This window comes from Neisseria sp. P0021.S005 (genome assembly GCF_051956955.1).
The window spans coordinates 1-17,941 of record NZ_JBQCWY010000021.1; the positions used below are offsets into that span (position 1 = coordinate 1).

General features: G+C 49.5%; 16 protein-coding genes. 13 read left to right on the forward strand and 3 right to left on the reverse strand.

Going from position 1 to position 17,941, the window contains the following annotated elements; translation table 11 throughout:
- Positions 1 to 29: 29 nt before the first annotated feature.
- Together adhE and ACTHUE_RS02620 are read left to right on the forward strand one after the other, a co-directional pair.
- The gene (gene adhE, locus ACTHUE_RS02615; protein WP_049335351.1) at positions 30 to 2,645 is read left to right on the forward strand and encodes a bifunctional acetaldehyde-CoA/alcohol dehydrogenase; all 2,616 of its coding nucleotides are present in this window, start codon (positions 30 to 32) and stop codon (positions 2,643 to 2,645) included.
- Between the two features lie 518 nt (positions 2,646 to 3,163).
- Entirely contained in the window at positions 3,164 to 4,453 is a 1,290-nt protein-coding gene (locus tag ACTHUE_RS02620; protein WP_070646351.1) for a ferredoxin reductase family protein, read from the forward strand.
- Positions 4,454 to 4,729: 276 nt separating this feature from the next.
- Here the strand turns inward: ACTHUE_RS02620 and leuS are convergent, their stop codons facing one another.
- Entirely contained in the window at positions 4,730 to 7,360 is a 2,631-nt protein-coding gene (gene leuS / locus ACTHUE_RS02625; protein WP_070695280.1) for a leucine--tRNA ligase, read from the reverse strand.
- Positions 7,361 to 7,828: 468 nt separating this feature from the next.
- On the opposite strand from leuS, the gene dnaJ reads away from it, so the two are divergent.
- Positions 7,829 to 8,998: a molecular chaperone DnaJ gene (dnaJ, locus tag ACTHUE_RS02630; RefSeq protein ID WP_004518914.1), complete on the forward strand. Its 1,170-nt coding sequence runs from the start codon at positions 7,829 to 7,831 to the stop codon at positions 8,996 to 8,998.
- 65 nt (positions 8,999 to 9,063) lie between these two features.
- Here the strand turns inward: dnaJ and ACTHUE_RS02635 are convergent, their stop codons facing one another.
- A complete protein-coding gene (locus ACTHUE_RS02635; protein WP_004518913.1) occupies positions 9,064 to 9,507 on the reverse strand; it encodes a MarR family winged helix-turn-helix transcriptional regulator in 444 nt (147 codons plus the stop codon).
- A gap of 149 nt (positions 9,508 to 9,656) precedes the next feature.
- On the opposite strand from ACTHUE_RS02635, the gene ACTHUE_RS02640 reads away from it, so the two are divergent.
- The 5 genes from ACTHUE_RS02640 (at position 9,657) to ACTHUE_RS02660 (ending at position 12,603) form a co-directional block, all read left to right on the forward strand.
- Positions 9,657 to 10,112, forward strand: coding sequence for a hypothetical protein (locus ACTHUE_RS02640; protein WP_039861854.1), 456 nt, complete (start codon positions 9,657 to 9,659; stop codon positions 10,110 to 10,112).
- A gap of 23 nt (positions 10,113 to 10,135) precedes the next feature.
- Complete coding sequence (locus ACTHUE_RS02645) at positions 10,136 to 10,573, forward strand: cytochrome b (protein ID WP_004518911.1); 438 nt, start codon at positions 10,136 to 10,138, stop codon at positions 10,571 to 10,573.
- Between the two features lie 39 nt (positions 10,574 to 10,612).
- Positions 10,613 to 11,083, forward strand: coding sequence for an antibiotic biosynthesis monooxygenase family protein (locus ACTHUE_RS02650; protein WP_004518910.1), 471 nt, complete (start codon positions 10,613 to 10,615; stop codon positions 11,081 to 11,083).
- A gap of 289 nt (positions 11,084 to 11,372) precedes the next feature.
- Positions 11,373 to 11,951 carry a TMEM165/GDT1 family protein gene (locus ACTHUE_RS02655; RefSeq protein ID WP_004518907.1) on the forward strand — a complete coding sequence of 193 codons (579 nt, stop codon included), beginning with the start codon at positions 11,373 to 11,375 and terminating at the stop codon, positions 11,949 to 11,951.
- A gap of 1 nt (position 11,952) precedes the next feature.
- Positions 11,953 to 12,603: a TIGR01621 family pseudouridine synthase gene (locus ACTHUE_RS02660; protein ID WP_049335349.1), complete on the forward strand. Its 651-nt coding sequence runs from the start codon at positions 11,953 to 11,955 to the stop codon at positions 12,601 to 12,603.
- A 74-nt stretch (positions 12,604 to 12,677) separates the two neighbouring features.
- On the opposite strand, the gene ACTHUE_RS02665 is transcribed toward ACTHUE_RS02660, so the two are convergent.
- Positions 12,678 to 13,604: a LysR family transcriptional regulator gene (locus tag ACTHUE_RS02665; RefSeq protein ID WP_003748251.1), complete on the reverse strand. Its 927-nt coding sequence runs from the start codon at positions 13,602 to 13,604 to the stop codon at positions 12,678 to 12,680.
- Positions 13,605 to 13,779: 175 nt separating this feature from the next.
- Here ACTHUE_RS02665 and ACTHUE_RS02670 point away from each other — a divergent pair, with 175 nt between their 5' ends.
- The 5 genes from ACTHUE_RS02670 to ACTHUE_RS02690 all read left to right on the forward strand — a co-directional run.
- On the forward strand, positions 13,780 to 14,529 hold the full coding sequence (locus tag ACTHUE_RS02670) for a Nif3-like dinuclear metal center hexameric protein (protein ID WP_070695281.1): 750 nt from the start codon (positions 13,780 to 13,782) through the stop codon (positions 14,527 to 14,529).
- Between the two features lie 123 nt (positions 14,530 to 14,652).
- A complete protein-coding gene (gene petA, locus ACTHUE_RS02675) occupies positions 14,653 to 15,234 on the forward strand; it encodes a ubiquinol-cytochrome c reductase iron-sulfur subunit (protein ID WP_049335346.1) in 582 nt (193 codons plus the stop codon).
- An 18-nt stretch (positions 15,235 to 15,252) separates the two neighbouring features.
- Positions 15,253 to 16,602 (forward strand): cytochrome b, encoded by a 1,350-nt coding sequence (locus ACTHUE_RS02680; protein WP_003681866.1) that lies wholly within the window; start codon positions 15,253 to 15,255, stop codon positions 16,600 to 16,602.
- A gap of 14 nt (positions 16,603 to 16,616) precedes the next feature.
- Positions 16,617 to 17,405 carry a cytochrome c1 gene (locus ACTHUE_RS02685; protein WP_003748257.1) on the forward strand — a complete coding sequence of 263 codons (789 nt, stop codon included), beginning with the start codon at positions 16,617 to 16,619 and terminating at the stop codon, positions 17,403 to 17,405.
- 214 nt (positions 17,406 to 17,619) lie between these two features.
- Positions 17,620 to 17,941, forward strand: a 322-nt coding sequence (locus ACTHUE_RS02690) for a glutathione S-transferase N-terminal domain-containing protein (protein ID WP_440423020.1), incomplete at its 3' end; no start/stop codon positions are given.

The window sequence follows — 17,941 nt, forward strand, 5'->3', positions numbered from 1 at the left end:
ATTGCCACCTTTTATTAAGGAGATACACCATGAACGCATCAGCCGACAACGTCGTCAGCCCAGCCGTAGCCGAGGTAAACAGCCTGGTTGACAAGGGTTTACGGGCATTGGACGAGTTTCTTAAGCTAGATCAGGAGCAGATTGACTTTATTGTTGCCAAAGCCTCTATCGCCGCGCTGGACAAACATGGTGTACTCGCCATGCACGCGGTCGAAGAAACGGGACGCGGCGTGTTTGAGGATAAGGCGACGAAAAACCTGTTTGCCTGCGAAAACGTCGTGCGCCGCCTGCGCGATTTGAAAACCGTGGGCGTCATCAGCGAAAACGATGTAACCAGTATTACCGAAATCGCCGATCCGGTCGGCGTGGTTTGCGGTATTGTGCCGACGACCAATCCGACTTCCACCACCATTTTCAAATCCCTGATTGCGCTGAAAACCCGCAATCCGATTATTTTCTCGTTCCACCCGTCCGCCCAACAGTGTTCCGCCCATGCCGCGCGTATTGTGCGCGATGCGGCAATTGCGGCCGGCGCGCCGGAAAACTGTATCCAGTGGATTGAAAAACCGTCTATGGAAGGCACTTCCGCGCTGATGAAGCATCCGGGCGTGGCAACGATTTTGGCGACCGGCGGCAATGCGATGGTGGAAGCGGCGTATTCTTGCGGCAAACCTGCGCTCGGCGTCGGGGCGGGCAACGTACCTGCTTATGTTGAAAAAACGGCGGACATCAAACAGGTGGCGCACGATATTGTGATGTCGAAATCTTTCGATAACGGCATGGTGTGCGCCAGCGAGCAAGCGGTGATTGCCGATAAAGAGATTTACAAAGAGTTGGCCGAAGAGTTCAAATCCTACGGCGTGTACTTCGCCAACAAAAAAGAAAAAGCCATGCTCGAAGAGTTTATCTTCGGCGTAACGGCGAATTGCGCCAGCTGCGGCGGGGCGAAACTCAATTCTGCGGTAGTGGGCAAACCGGCGGCATGGATTGCCGAGCAGGCTGGGTTTAAGGTACCTGAAAAAACCAACATCATCATCGCCGAATGCCGCGAAGTCGGCCCGAACGAGCCGCTGACCCGCGAGAAACTTTCGCCTGTTTTGGCCATGATTAAGGCGGATTCGACCGAACAAGGTTTGAAGTTCGCCGAAGAAATGGTCGCCTTTGACGGCTTGGGACACTCCGCCGCCATCCATACCGCCGACGAAGAATTGGTCAAAACGTTCGGCTCCCGCGTCAAAGCGCTGCGCGTGATTTGGAATTCGCCTTCCACCTTCGGCGGCATCGGCGACGTGTACAATGCCTTCCTGCCTTCTCTGACCCTCGGTTGCGGCTCTTACGGTAAAAACGCCGTCGGCGGCAACGTCAGCGCAGTCAATCTGTTAAACATCAAAAAAGTAGGCCGTCGGAGAAACAACATGCAATGGTTCAAAGTGCCCGCCAAAATCTATTTTGAACGCGATTCCATCCAATATCTGCAAGACATGAAAGACTGCGAAAAAGTCATGATTGTGACCGACCGTTCGATGGTTGACCTGGGCTTTGTCGATAAAATCACCCATCAACTGCATCAACGCAAAAACAAAGTGACCATCCAGCTGTTTACTGACGTTGAAGCCGATCCGAGCGTCCAAACCGTCTATAAAGGCACGGATTTGATGCGCAGCTTCCAGCCGGACACCATTATTGCGCTGGGCGGCGGCTCGCCGATGGACGCGGCCAAAGCCATGTGGCTCTTCTACGAGCAGCCGCAAGTCGATTTTGAAGACTTGGTGCAAAAATTCATGGACATCCGCAAACGCGCATTCCGTTTCCCTGAATTGGGCCGCAAAGCCAAATTTATCGGCATTCCTACCACGTCGGGTACAGGCTCCGAAGTGACGCCGTTTACCGTCATCAGCGACGGCGACAAAAAATATCCGATTGCCGACTACTCACTGACACCGACCATTTCGATTGTCGATCCTGCTTTTACCATGACAGTTCCGGCAGGTGTAACCGCCGATACCGGTTTGGACGTACTGACCCACGCCGTAGAAGCATACGTTTCCGTACTGGCGAACGACTTTACAGACGGCCTCGCCCTGCAAGCCATTAAGCTCGTGTTCCAATATCTCGAACGCTCCTACAAACACGGTGCGGCCGATCCTGAAGCGCGCGAGCATATGCACAATGCCTCCACCATCGCAGGCATGGCGTTTGCCAATGCGTTCTTAGGCATCAACCACTCGATGGCACACAAAATCGGTGGCAAATATCATGTTCCGCACGGTCGTGCCAACGCCATCCTGCTGCCGCACGTCATCCGCTACAACGGCACGCGTCCGCAGAAAACCGCCACTTGGCCGAAGTACAACTACTACAAAGCCGACCTGAAATATCAGGAAATCGCCCGTACCTTAGGCCTGCCATGCAGCACACCGGCAGAAGGCGTAGAATCCTTCGCCCGCGCCTGCCACGAACTGGCGGTCAACGTCGGCATCAAAATGTCGTTTAAAGAGCAGGGCATCGATGAGAAAACCTTCCTCGATGGCAGAAAAGAGCTGGCCATGATGTCTTTTGAAGACCAATGCACCCCGGCCAACCCACGCCTCGCGATGGTGGCCGATATGGAAGAAATCCTGACCAAAGCCTACTACGGCGAATAAAATAGGGTAGTTAAAAAGGCCGTCTGAAACCTGAATATAGGGTTTCAGACGGCCTGAGACCTTTGCAAAATTCCCCAAAATCCCCTAAATTTCCACCAAGACATTTAGGGGATTTCTCATGAGTACTTTCTTCCAGTAAACTGCCCAAGCCATGATTGCCAAACACATCGACCGCTTCCCACTGTTGAAGGTTTCCCTCATGCCAAAATGGATACATTATTGGCAGAAAAAGGCTTGTTTGATCCCCAAGAATTTAAGTTAAGTGTGATGGCAGCATTTGGCTATCGCAAGTAAGAGCCTCACCCAAAAACGCGAAGTGGTGGAATTTATTAAATAATGTTCCACTTTAAACTATCAACGACAAGAAAGGCTGAGCATACCAACATTGGCGTTTTAAGCCCTAACAATGAATACAGGAAGCACTTTATCGATAATTTTGGCCTAATTTTTCCAAGATATACTTAGTCCTGTTAAAACAAGCACCAACTGTTTTATATTTTAATTTCACAAACACTACCATGAAAAATATTAAATTTACCTTATTTGCCTTTTTAGTCGGCATATCCGCTTTATGGCTGTTTGCCACGCCATTTCCAGACAAGTGGGGCGTATTTCCCGTACGTAACCTATTATTACAGTTCACCGGCAGCATCAGCATACTGGCCATGAGTGCTTGTATGATTCTTGCAGTACGTCCCAAAATGTTGGAAGGACTATTTGGCGGATTGGATAAAATGTACCGCCTGCATAAATGGTTGGGCATCATTGCCCTTTCAGGCAGTATCCTGCATTGGATCAGTAAGCAATTCCCCAAATGGCTGGTAAAGCTCGGTCTGTTTGACGGCAAAAAGCCACCGCGCCCACCGATGCAGGAAGTCTTGACTTTAAAAGATTGGTTAGTTACCCAGCGCCATTTTGCTGAAGAAGTGGGTGAGATTGCTTTTTACGTTGCAGTCGTCTTATTGGTTATCGCACTGATCAAACTTATTCCCTACCGTTGGTTTGCCAAACTTCACATCTTAATTGTCCCTGTCTATATTGCACTCGTATGGCACACCATCGTATTGGCAAACTTTGCTTACTGGGCTCAGCCACTTGGCTGGTTGCTGGCTACCGCCCTATTCTTCAGTAGTATTTGTTCCCTCCTCGCCCTCTTTAAACGCATTGGTAAACCGCAAACCGCAACAGTAACTGCCATGAACCAAAACGGCTCCCTGCTTTCACTTACCCTGAATGCGCCAAAATGGCAGGGACACCAAGCCGGTCAATTCCTCTTTTTACGTGCACATGGAGAAAGCCACCCATTTACCATCGCTTCAAACTGGAATCCTGAAAATCAACAAATCAATCTTATCATCAAAGACTTGGGCGACTACACCCATCGTCTGTCTCAACGTTTGAACATCGGTGATACCGTTAAAATTGATGGTGCATATGGCCGCTTCAATTTTTCAGATAAAAATGAACAAATTTGGGTGAGTAACGGTATTGGTTTTACGCCTTTCCTTGCAAGGCTCAAAGAATTAGCCAAACAACCATCCAATCAACAAATTGACTGGTTCCATGCCGATAGAAATTTATCTGCAGAAATAATCAACCAATGGAAAGATTTGGCTCAACAAGCGAATGTTACATTCCACTATATTCCTTCTGAAACCCAAAGATTATCAGCTGATCATATTGTACAAAGCGTTCAGAATAGTGAAACCCGCAGTCTATGGCTTTGTGGTAGTCGTAGCTTTACAAACAGTATTGCAGGAAAACTTAAGACACGCTCATTGCATCAAGAGCTGTTTGAATTCCGCTAAATGAACCTGATGAGACCTTTGTTTGGATTTAGGCTGTCGTGGGAAGGGCTTTTTTGCAAAGGTCTCAGCCTTTCTTTATTCGTCTAAACCTTAGTTTTTATCAAAGCTAAGGTCTTCATTTGAATACGATGGTTCAAAAAATATCTTCATAACTTTAATTTAATGGTAAACCTTACAATTCAAGGAAATAACGGTTTTAAAAATAAAAGGCCGTCTGAAAACCTGTTTCCAAGTTTCAGACGGCCTTTATCCGTGTGGCTAAACCTTAAAAGCGGTTTAGACGACAATATTCACCAAGCGTCCGGGAACGACGATGATTTTCTTCGCAGGCTTGCCTTCCATGAATTTCACTGCGCCTTCGTTAGCGAGTGCGGCGGCTTCGAGGTCGGCTTTGGAGGCGTCGGCGGCGACGGTGATTTTGCCGCGCAGTTTGCCGTTGACTTGAACCATCACTTCGATTTCGGATTTAACCAAGGCGGCTTCATCGACGGTCGGCCAGCCTGCTTCCCACAGTTTCGCGCCGTTTAATTCGCTCCACAGGGTTTCGCAGATGTGCGGCACAATCGGCCACAGCAGGCGTACGACGGCTTCCAATACTTCTTGGGCGACGGCTCGGCCTTGTTCGCTGCCGGTGTCGGTTTTGTCGTATTGGTTGAGCAGTTCCATCACGGCGGCGATGGCGGTGTTGAACTGCTGGCGGCGGCCGTAGTCATCGCTGACTTTGGCGGTGGTGGCGTGCAGTTTGTGGCGTAGGTCTTTGAGTTCTTTAGACAAACCATCTTGGCTGCCTGCAAACGCTTTGACCGCGCCGCCTTGTTTCAGGTATTCGTAAACAGTACGCCACAGACGGCGCAGGAAGCGGTGTGCGCCTTCGACGCCGCTGTCGCTCCATTCGAGGGACTGTTCGGGTGGTGCGGCGAACATCATGAACAGGCGGGCGGTATCCGCGCCGTAGGCGTTAATCAGCTCTTGCGGATCGACGCCGTTGTTTTTGGATTTGGACATTTTTTCCGTGCCGCTGATGACGACAGGCAGGCCGTCGGCTTTCAGAACAGCGGAAACAGGGCGGCCTTTGTCGTCGAAAGTCAGCTCGACATCGGCAGGGTTGATCCAGTCTTTGCTGCCGTTGGCGTTTTCGCGGTAGTAGGTTTCGCAGACGACCATACCTTGCGTGAGCAGGCGTTCGAACGGTTCGTCAACATTGACCAAGCCTTCGTCGCGCATCAGTTTGGTGAAGAAGCGCGCGTACAGGAGGTGCAGAATCGCGTGTTCGATACCGCCGATGTATTGGTCAACCGAGCCCCAGTATTTCGCGGCTTCTGCCGATACCATGCCTTCTGCGAATTGAGGAGACATGTAGCGGAAGAAATACCAGCTCGATTCCATGAAGGTGTCCATGGTGTCGGTTTCGCGTTTTGCCGCGCCGCCGCAGCATGGGCAGGTGGTTTCGTAAAACTCGGGCATTTTTGCCAGCGGCGAACCCATGCCGTCGGGTACGACGTTTTCGGGTAAAACGACGGGCAGTTGGTCGGCTGGGACGGGTACGTCACCGCATTTTTCGCAATGGACGATGGGAATCGGGCAGCCCCAGTAGCGTTGGCGTGAAATACCCCAGTCGCGCAGGCGGTATTGGGTTTTCGGTTCGCCAGCGTCTTGGCTTTGCAGCTTGGCGGTGATGGCGTCAAAGGCCATCTGAAAATTCATGCCGTCCAAGTCGCCGCTGTTGACCAATACGCCGTTTTCTTTGTCGCCGTACCATTCTTGCCATTGGTTTGCGTCGAATGCGTTGTCGCCGACGGCAATGACTTGTTTTTTCGGCAGATTGTATTTGGTGGCAAACTCGAAATCGCGTTCGTCGTGCGCCGGAACAGCCATCACCGCGCCGTCGCCGTAACCCCACAATACATAGTTGGCAATCCACACTTCCAGCTTGTCGCCGTTAAGCGGATTGACGACATAGCGGCCGGTCGGCACGCCTTTTTTCTCCATCGTCGCCATATCGGCTTCGGCAACCGAACCGGCTTTGCATTCGGCGATAAATGCCTGCAATTCGGGTTTGTCGGCGGCTGCGGCGGTTGCCAGCGGATGCTCGGCGGCAACGGCAACATAAGTCGCGCCCATCAGCGTGTCGGGACGGGTGGTATAAACTTGCAGGAATTTCGCGTAATCGCCTTCCAAGCCTTGTTTGCTGTCGTCTGAAACGGCGAAGCGCACGGTCATACCGCGAGATTTGCCGATCCAGTTGCGCTGCATGGTTTTGACTTGTTCCGGCCAGTGTTCCAGCTTGTCCAAATCGTTGAGCAGCTCTTCGGCGTAATCCGTGATTTTGAAGTAATACATCGGGATTTCGCGTTTTTCAATCAACGCGCCCGAACGCCAGCCGCGTCCATCGATAACTTGCTCGTTGGCCAATACGGTTTGGTCGACCGGGTCCCAGTTCACCGTGCCGTTTTTGCGATAGACGATGCCTTTTTCAAACAGCTTGGTAAACAGCCATTGTTCCCAGCGGTAGTATTCGGGTTTGCAGGTAGCGACTTCGCGCTCCCAGTCAATCGCAAAACCCAGGCTTTTGAGCTGGGTTTTCATGTATTCGATGTTGTCGTACGTCCAAGCGGCGGGGGCGACGTTGTTTTTCATCGCCGCGTTTTCCGCCGGCATGCCGAACGCGTCCCAACCCATAGGCTGCATGACGTTGAAGCCGTTTAAGCGTTTGAAGCGGCTCAATACGTCGCCGATGGTGTAGTTGCGCACATGCCCCATGTGCAGCTTGCCGCTGGGGTAGGGGAACATGGAGAGGCAGTAGTATTTGGGTTTGGAAGCGTCTTCGGAGACGTTGAAAATACGCTCGTCATCCCATTTTTTCTGCGCCGCAGGCTCGATGGCGGCGGGTTGGTAATGTTCTTGCATGATGTTTCGCTTTGTACAAAAGGCGTTGGGAAATAAAATCAAACGCAGATTATAGCGGATTCAGAAGCGGATTGCTTGTGTCGTAACATCATGTCAAACCGCTTTGGCATTGTTGTTTCCCGTTTGTTTTGACATGGAAGAACGCAAACAATCAAAAGGCCGTCTGAAAACAGGGTTTCAGACGGCCTAGATATGAAACGGTTAACGGTAAGTCTGGCAACGGCCGCCATCAGCATCAGGCATAAAAAGGAAGCAACTTTTTTATCAAGGAAGAAAATCTTTCTAATATAAAACAGCGGTATAGGGTCAAATATTCTTTCACTTTAAGGCCATTATCATGTTTTGACAAGGCGAGGGAGGCTGTCTGAAACAAAATTTTCAGCCGGCCTTAAAAATATCGACTTGAGTTTTTTACCTTCCGCCCACATATCCGACCCAGTTCAAATTTATTCAAAACACTATCAAACTATGAGTACCCAAGATTATTACGAAACCCTTGGTGTTGCCCGCAGCGCTAGCGACGATGAAATCAAAAAAGCCTACCGCAAGCTGGCAATGAAATACCATCCCGACCGCAACCCTGACAACAAAGAAGCGGAAGAAAAATTTAAAGAAGTCCAAAAAGCTTACGACACCTTGTCTGACAAGGAAAAACGTACCATGTACGACCAATACGGCCATGCCGCGTTCGAACAGGGCGCAGGTGCGGGCGGATTCGGTGGCTTTGGCGGTTTTGGCGGCCAAGGCGGATTCGGTGGTGCGCAAGGCTTCGATTTTTCCGATATTTTCAGCCAAATGTTCGGCGGTGGCGGCAGCTCAGGCGGCCGTCAGCCGGATTACAGCGGCGCAGACTTGCAGGTCGGCATAGAGATTTCGCTTGAAGAAGCCGCCAAAGGCGTGAAAAAACGCATCAACATTCCGACTTATGAAGAATGTGATGTCTGCCACGGCTCAGGTGCCAAACCGGGCACATCCGCATCGACTTGTTCGACCTGTCACGGCTCAGGTACGGTACACGTCCGCCAAGCCATTTTCCAAATGCAGCAGACTTGTCCGACTTGTCACGGTACAGGCAAAGAAATCAAAGATCCTTGCGTCAAATGCCGTGGCGAAGGCCGCACCAAAACCAGCAAAACGGTTGAAGTCAACATTCCGGCAGGCATCGACGACGGTCAACGCATCCGTTTGAGCGGCGAGGGCGAGCCGGGTCAACACGGCGCGCCGGCAGGCGATTTGTACGTCAATGTCCGCGTAAGACAGCACAAAATCTTCGAGCGCAACGGCTTAGACCTGCATTGTGAACTGCCGATCAGCTTTGCCATTGCCGCATTGGGCGGTGAAGTCGAAGTGCCGACTTTGGACGGCAAAGTCAAACTGCACATTCCGAAAGAAACGCAAACCGGCCGCCGTATGCGCGTGAAAGGCAAAGGCATCAAGTCTCTGCGTTCTAGCTCGACCGGCGATTTGTACTGCCACATTTTGGTTGAAACACCGGTTAACCTGACCGACCGTCAGAAAGAGTTGCTGGAAGAATTTGAAAAAATCTCCTCCGGCCTCAATCTCAGCCAAACCCCGCGCAAAAAATCGTTTTGGGAAAAAGTAGGCGAAAAAGTAGGCGATTTGTTCTCCGATAATTAATCGCTGTGAAAAAGGCCGTCTGAAACCTGTTTACATTGAGTTTCAGACGGCCTTTTTTATATTTTTCAGACTTTTATCATCTTTTGTTGTTTCAATATAATTTTCTGTGCCATTTCCAAAAACAGTTTCTGCTCGTCTGCAGACAGATCAGCCAAGGATTCTTGGTTGATGGCTTTGGCAATTTCGGTGGAGCTTGATTGTAAAGCACGCGCGTGTTCTGTCAGCATAATCAAACGGCTGCGTGCATCTTCAGGATTAGGCTCCCGTGTAATCAATCCGTCTCGCTCCATCCGTGCCAGAGTGTTGGCAATCGTTGCCTGCTTCAAATCGGCACGCTCAACTAATTCCTGTTGGCTCAAGCCGTCTTTATTCCATAGCTCGATCAAAATTGGAAATTGTGCAGGCGCAATCCCCAGTGGTTTTAAGCCTTCGCTCAATAAAATGGCAAATTGGCGGGCAATATGGTTCATCAAATAGCCTGCCGATTCAGTTTTGAAAACTTCGTTCACTTTGTTTCCTTTAAAATCAGATTATTGCGGATCATATCACAAATATAGCTTGCTATCTTAATTCATAGCACGCTATACTTATTTTAACTCGATAGCTTGCTATTTAAATGCTTTCAGACGACCTCTCTTAAATGTTCAAGGAAACCATAATGAACCGCAATACTTTACGCAAAATCCACGCCGCCGCAGGGGTGGGCGCATTTTTATTCATCGCTTCGTTTTGGAGCAGCACCGTGTTCAGCGAACTCTTCGGCTCGCACGAAACCGTCGCCGCCGTGAAGCAAACCATTGTTTATGCGCTGTTCGGGTTGATTGCCTGCATGGCAACCGTAGGCGCAACAGGCATGAAAATGGGTGGGAAAAGCAAACATACTGCGATTGCCGCCAAACGCCGCCGTATGCCCTTCATCGCCGCCAACGAAATGTTGATTTTGCTGCCTTGCGCGTTTTTCTTAAACAGCCGCGCCGCCGCAGGACAGTTTGACAGCGTGTTTTATATCGTTCAAATCGTAGAACTGATTGCTGGTGTGGCTAATCTGACGCTGTTGGGACTGAGCATGAAAGACGGATTTTCTATCCGTAAACCCAAATTGAAATCCATTTAATTGTTAATTTAAGAGAAAACATCATGAAACCTGATATTCCGCAACGTTACGGCACTACAACCCGCTTTCTGCATTGGACTATGGCGGCCTGCTATCTGTTTATGTTTGCAACCGCCATTGCTTGGAATATGGATGAAAGTCTGAAGTTTTTGACTAATCCTCATAAAGCGGTTGGCTTTCTTCTGCTGATATTGTCTGCTTGGCGTGTGATGCGGGCAATCCGCCAGTCCAGAAATCGACCGGTTGGCAGTATGGCTGCCAAATTTGGACATTGGGCAATGTATCTCCTGATGCTTGCCGTTCCAGTCACAGGTGTTATGAGACAAATTACTCAGGAAGGACAGATTCACGGAGCACTGGCATTTTCGTTGCTGTTCTTGTCTCTGGGACATATCGGCATGGTCGTTTACCACTACATCAAAGGCGAATCCGTAATGCCCCGAATGTTCGGAAGAGTTTAAATATCTCACATCAATTCAAACCTATAAGGAACTATCCATATGAATATCCGTAAAAAAACAGCTCTGATTGCCGCTGCCGCCACTGCCTTTGTCGCTGTCGGTTGTACTGCAAATGCCAAACAGTGGCAGGAAAAATGTGAAGCCTTTCAAAACAGTGTTGTCCTCATTAATACTTTTGAAGTGCCGCAGGGTAAAGAAGCCGAAGCTTTGGCTTCTTGGCAAAAAGCGCGTGATTTTTTGAAAACCCAGCCAGGCTATATAGCTACGCGCCTGCACCAAAATATAGATCCAAACGGTAAATATCATTTGGTCAACGTAGCCCGTTGGCGCAATATGGAAGATTTTAAAGCCGCTACTGCCAAGATGCGTCAGGCCCTGCCGGATAATATGCCTGAAGGGGTTGCAGCCAGCCCGGGTTTGTTTAAAGTGATTGAAAACGATATGCCGCATGGTTTTGGCAGATACAATGGCAAAGGATTCGGCCGTAAATTTGAAGTATGCGGCAAGTAATCGCAGGCCGTCTGAAACCTACTTGAATCAGGTTTCAGGCGGACTTTTGTTTTTCTTTCTGTTGCTTCAAGCCATGGTTTGCCTTACAATTCGCGCTTCACTCTTACGGGAGTAGCCATTCGGCGCAATGCCGAAACCGTTGTCAACATAATCGGCTTGTGCGGCCGTGGCAGCGGTATCTTCTCTGCTTTATCGGAAGACAGGCAAGACGTAAGCGTTGTCCATACCCTTGCGGGCGGTATGCACAGCGCTTTTTGTTTGCCCGCTTTTCGGTTGAGTATCTTAAATCATGGAAGCTTTTTTCTCCTCGACGCTGGGCGTTGCCATTGCCGAAATCGGCGATAAGACGCAATTGCTCGCACTCTTTTTAGCTGCACGTTTTGCCCACAAAAACGCGATTGTTGCCGGTATTTTTATTGCAACCCTGTTGAACCATCTTGTTTCAGCCGCACTCGGTGTCTGGCTGGCATCCGCTATTTCGCCCGAAGTCATGAAATGGGTGGTTGGCGGCAGTTTTATTGCGGTTGGATTGTGGCTGCTATTGCCGGACAAAGACGAAGATCCTGACGGTAAGTGGCTGAAATACGGCGCATTTACGGCGACGGTTGTCCTGTTTTTCTTGGCTGAAATCGGCGATAAAACGCAGATTGCAACAGTTCTTTTGGCAGCAAAATACCAATCTATCCTGCTGGTCGTGGTCGGCAGTATTGCCGGTTTGATGATTGCTTCTGTGCCTGCCGTGTATTTGGGCGAAATGCTGATGCGCAAGATTCCGGCCAAAGCAGTGCGCATTGCCGCATGTATCTTGTTCTGCCTGCTGGGTATTTTGACCCTGCTTGGCGACGGTATCGTGTTGAAGGCCGTCTGAAATGTGGGACATTGTTTTTGAACACAAAGATTTTGTGGTCATTAATAAGCCTTGCGGCGTATCGGTGCACAGCGAATCGGAAGGGGATGTTTGCCTGACCGCTTCGCTGGCGCAGCAGCTCGGTGTTGAACGCGTGTGGCTGGTTCACCGTTTGGACAAGGCCACCAGCGGCCTGTTGCTGTTTGCGCTCAACCGCGACAGCGCGGCGGCTTTGTCGGCACAGTTTGCCGAGAAAACTATGCGTAAAACGTATTTGGCACTCAGTACGCACAAGCCGGCGAAAAAGCAGGGCTGGGTGAAAGGCGGTATGGCGCGTTCGCGGCGCGGTACATGGAAGCTGACGCGAGACGAGGATAATTTTGCCGTTACCCGTTTCAGCAGCCAAAGCCTGAAGCCCGGTTTGCGCCTGTTTGTGTTGCAACCGTTTACCGGCAAAACCCATCAGCTGCGCGTGGCCATGAAAAGCATAGGCAGTCCGATTTTGGGCGATACGCTGTATGGCGGCGATGAGGCGGGACATCTGTTTTTGCACGCTTGGCGTTTGGTTTTCGACTATCGCGGCGAGCATTTCGATATTCGGGTTGCGCCCGATAAAACATGGCCGTCTGAAATCGATTTGTCGGCGTGTTTGGGTTCGGATGAATCCGAATAGAAGCAGTGAGATTTTTGTGTATATTAAAAAAGGCCGTCTGAAATTGTTCAGACGGCCTTTTGCTTGTTTTAAGTTTACATTTCCAATTCGCTCAAACCCGGCAAGTCGGCAAAACAGCGGTCGTGCGTGATTTGGCAGAAGTTGTCCAAATAGCCTTTGTTGGCATCTTCCGTACGAATGGCTGCATAAAGTTTGCTTTGCAGGCCGTCTGAAGTGATTTTGCGATGGACGACGTAGCCTTTTTCCAGATACGGCATGACCGTCCAATAGGGCAGGGCGGCGATGCCGCGTTTGCTGGCAACCAGTTGAATAATGGCAATGGTCAGCTCGCTGTGGCGGCGCGGCGGATTAATGCCTTTAGGCAGCAGCACTTTTTTAGGCAAATCCAGCATTTCGTCGGGGACGGGATAAGTAATCAGGGTTTCGTCGATAAAATCTTCCGCTTCCCAAACATCTTTGTCGGCAAGTGGGTGGTCTTCTGCACAGATGCCGACCATTTCATAGGCAAACAGAGGGCGGTAGCTGATGCCGTTGAGTGGCTCGGCTTCGGAAACGATGGCAAGGTCGGCACGGTGTTGTAGCAGCAGCCCGACCGGATCGGCTTGGAAACCGGAAACGATGTCCAATTCAACTTGCGGCCATAAGGGGCGGAACTCGCCCATGGCAGGCATCAGCCAGTCGAAGCAGGTGTGGCATTCGACGGCAAGCCTGAGTTCGCCCGCTTCGCCTTCGATAATCCGCACCAAATCACGTTCGGCGGCAGCAACCTGCGGCAACAGCTCGCGCGCCAGTTGCAATAGGCGCATACCGGCCGGAGTGAAGCGCAGTGGTGTGGATTTGCGTTCAAACAACGGCGTTTCGTAATAATTTTCCAAGGCGCGGATTTGGTGCGACAGGGCGGATTGGGTCAGGAAAACCCGTTTGGCGGCAAGGGAAACGCTGCCGGTTTCTTCTAAAGCCAGCAAGGTTTTGAGATGACGCAATTCGATAATAGAGTCCATGTGTTTTCAGACGGCCTGTGGGTAAGGTGGTGTATATTAAAATAATTCATGATGATGTGCAAATGATTAATGTTGGGAATGATTGCTGAAATCGGAATGTAAGAATTTGAGGCATAAACAGATTTTGCGGTTAGAATGCGAAGCTGTTTTTGAAGATAGATATAAGGAGCGGAATATGGCTTTACGCCGCGAAATTCTGGCCTGGTGCGATGAGACATTGCAGGTCTGGCTGTTTAAGGACTATGCGCCCAACGGTTTGCAGGTCGAAGGCAAAGAAGAAATTGCCAAAATCGCCACTTCGGTTACCGCCAGCAAAGCAGCAATCGATTTTGCCGTAGGGCAGGGGGCGGATATGCTTTTGGTTCACCACGGCATGTTTTGGAAAAGCGAGCCTGTCACGATTACCGGTTGGAAAAAAGCACGCATTGAAACCTTGCTGCAATACCAAATCAATATGGCGGGCTACCACCTGCCGCTGGACGCACACCCGCAATTAGGCAATAACGCACAGTTGGCTGAGAAACTCGATTGGGTGCTCGAAAAACAATTCGGCGAGCAAAACCTGTTGAATACAGGCCGTCTGAAAACCACGCAAACGTTGGCGCAGTTGTCTGAATGCATTGAGGCGGTATTTGACCGCAAGCCGACCGTTATCGGCGATCTTGAACGCGAAATCAAACGCATTGCCTGGTGCAGTGGCGGTGCGCAGGGATTTTTTCAGACGGCCGTAGACGAAGGTGTCGATGTGTATCTGACCGGTGAGATTTCCGAAGCGCAATATCATCTTGCCAATGAAACGGGTGTGGCATTTATCAGTGCCGGCCACCACGCGACAGAACGTTACGGCGTCCGCGCCTTAGGCGATGCTGTGGCAGAAAAATTCGGTATTGAAGTGGTTCACTTTGATGAAAACAACCCTGCCTGAGTATTGAGCAATATCATAAAAACTTTACCTTATTTTAAATAATGCTTTGAGTATTACAACAAACTAGGTAGAATTACGCTGTTTAATGGCTCGGTATTCCCAAAATTTTAGGACGACTGAATAATGGATAATCAAGAAATCAACAACGGTCGCCGCCGTTTTCTGACACTGGCTACTTGCGGTGCAGGCGGTGTGGCGGCTCTAGGCGTAGCTACGCCTTTCGTGGCCAGCTTCTTCCCATCGGAGAAAGCTAAGGCTGCCGGTGCTGCTGTCGAAGTGGATGTCAGCAAAATCGAAGCAGGCCAAATGCTGACTGCCGAATGGCAGGGTAAACCGATTTGGCTGGTCAACCGCACAGATCAACAGCTCAAAGACTTGAAAAGTTTGGATGGTGCAGTTACAGACCCTAATTCCGAAGTGGATCAGCAACCGGAATACGCTAAAAACGAGCACCGTTCGATCAAGCCGAACCTCCTCGTCGCTATCGGTATCTGTACCCACCTGGGTTGCTCTCCGACTTACCGTCCCGACGTTGCCCCTGCGGATTTGGGTGCAGACTGGAAAGGCGGTTTCTTCTGCCCTTGCCACGGTTCGAAATTCGACATGGCAGGCCGCGTATACAAAGGTGTTCCTGCACCGACCAATTTGGTTGTACCGCCTTACAAATATCTGAGCGATACGACTGTTTTGGTGGGCGAAGACTAAAAATAAGGAACGATAATTATGGCAAACCAAACCAATAGCAAAGCAAAAGCATTGTTAGGCTGGATGGACGCTCGCTTCCCTCTGTCTAAAATGTGGAATGAGCATTTGGCTCAATACTATGCGCCAAAGAACTTCAACTTCTGGTATTACTTCGGCTCTTTGGCTCTGCTCGTCCTTGTAATTCAAATCGTCAGCGGTATTTTCCTGACCATGAACTACAAACCGGACGGCAACCTTAACGCCTACCATCTGCCTGCTGCCTTTACTGCAGTAGAGTACATCATGCGCGACGTGTCCGGCGGCTGGATTATCCGCTACATGCACTCCACTGGCGCATCTTTCTTCTTCATCGTCGTTTATCTGCACATGTTCCGCGGTCTGATTTACGGTTCGTACAAAAAACCTCGTGAATTGGTGTGGATTTTCGGTTCCCTGATTTTCTTGGCATTGATGGCAGAAGCTTTTATGGGTTACCTGTTGCCTTGGGGTCAAATGTCCTTCTGGGGTGCGCAGGTAATTATTAACCTGTTCTCCGCCATCCCTGTTATCGGTCCTGATTTGTCCACTTGGATCCGCGGTGACTTCAACGTTTCCGACGTTACTTTAAACCGCTTCTTCGCCCTGCACGTTATCGCTGTACCTTTGGTATTGCTCGGCTTGGTTGTGGCTCACATCATCGCCCTGCATGAAGTGGGTTCTAACAACCCTGATGGCGTTGAAATCAAGAAAAACAAAGACGAAAACGGTATTCCACGCGATGGTATCCCATTCCATCCTTACTACACCGTTAAAGACATCTTGGGCGTCGTTGTATTCCTGATTGTCTTCTGTTCTGTGTTGTTCTTTGCACCTGAAGGCGGCGGCTACTTCCTCGAAGCGCCAAACTTCGATGCAGCGAATGCGCTGAAAACACCTCCGCACATTGCGCCGGTATGGTACTTCACTCCGTTCTACGCAATTCTGCGTGCGATTCCTTCCTTTGCCGGTACTCAGGTATGGGGCGTAATCGGTATGGGTGCAGCAGTTGTCCTGATTGCCTTGTTGCCTTGGTTGGATAAAGGCGAAGTTAAATCTGTCCGTTATCGCGGCCCAATCTTCAAAACTGCGTTGGTTCTGTTCATCATTGCCTTCATCGGTTTGGGTATTTTGGGTGCAATGGTAGCAACTGATACCCGTACTTTGGTTGCACGTATCCTGTCTTTCGTCTACTTTGCATTCTTCCTAGGTATGCCGTTCTATACCAAACTGGATACCAACAAACCAGTTCCTGAACGCGTAACCATGAGCACTACTAAACAAAAAATTATGTTCTTTGTTTATGTCGGTATTACCGTTGTTGGTGCTTACTTGTTTGCAACCAATATCTGATGAGGGCAGCGAAAATGAAACAAACTCTGAAAAACTGGTTTGCTGCCTTATTGCTGGCAGTGCCTATGAGTGCAGCCGTCGCCAGCGGCGGCCATGCAAACTATGAAAAAGTCGATATCGACCTGCGTGACCAAGTCAGCCTGCAGCACGGTGCGCAAATCTTTACAAACTACTGTTTGTCTTGCCACTCTGCCAGTGGTATGCGCTTCAACCGTCTGAAAGACATCGGTTTGACTGAAGATGAAATCAAGAAAAACCTGATGTTCACAACAGACAACGTTGGTGACGTGATGGTAGCGGCCATGGATCCGAAAGATGCTTCCAAATGGTTGGGTGCGCCTCCGCCGGATTTGACCCTGATTGCCCGTTCTAAAGGTGCGGACTACCTGTACGCTTATATGCGCGGCTTCTATAAAGACCCAACTCGTCCGACCGGTTGGAACAATACCGTTTTGGCCGGCGCGAGTATGCCTCACCCATTGTGGGAGCAACAAGGTGTTCAAGCCGTTGAATTGGATGCCAAAGGTCAGCCCGTTATGATTAAAGACGAGCATGGCAACCTGACTCCTAAACTGTATTGGGAATCTACCGGTCTGCATAGCCGTCGTCTGCCTAATGGTAAAGTAATCCAAAAAGAGTACGATGCTTATGTGCGCGATTTGGTGAACTACTTGGTATACATGGGCGAACCTGCTCAATTGCAACGCCACCGTATCGGTTACATGGTTTTGACATTCCTGTTTGCCGTAATGTTGCCGTTGGCGTACTTCCTGAAAAAAGAATTCTGGAAAGACGTTCATTAATTCTTTTGAATCAAAAAGGCAAACCTGTTTCAGGTTTGCCTTTTTTGTTTGCTTAATCAATTTATGTCGGATTAATGCAAATCTAAAAATTGCTTAATGTAAACAGTGTGTTATTTTAAATTTCTGGATTAAGTATTTGAAATTATGTATAATTCTTTCTGAATTTTTATAAGGCTTAAGGCCGTCTGAAAAGATTGATCAGGAGTAGAAGATTATGATGACTTTGTATTCGGGTATTACTTGTCCATTCAGCCAACGTTGCCGTTTTGTATTGTATGAAAAAGGCATGGATTTTGAAATCAAAGATGTGGACGTGTTCAATAAACCCGAAGACTTGGCTTTGATGAATCCGTATAACCAAGTACCGGTTCTGGTTGAGCGTGATTTGATTTTGCACGAATCAAACATCATCAACGAATACATTGACGAGCGTTTCCCTCATCCTCAGTTGATGCCGGGTGATCCTGTTATGCGCGGTCGCGGCCGTTTGGTACTGTACCGTATGGAAAAAGAATTGTTCAGCTTGGTGCAAGTGT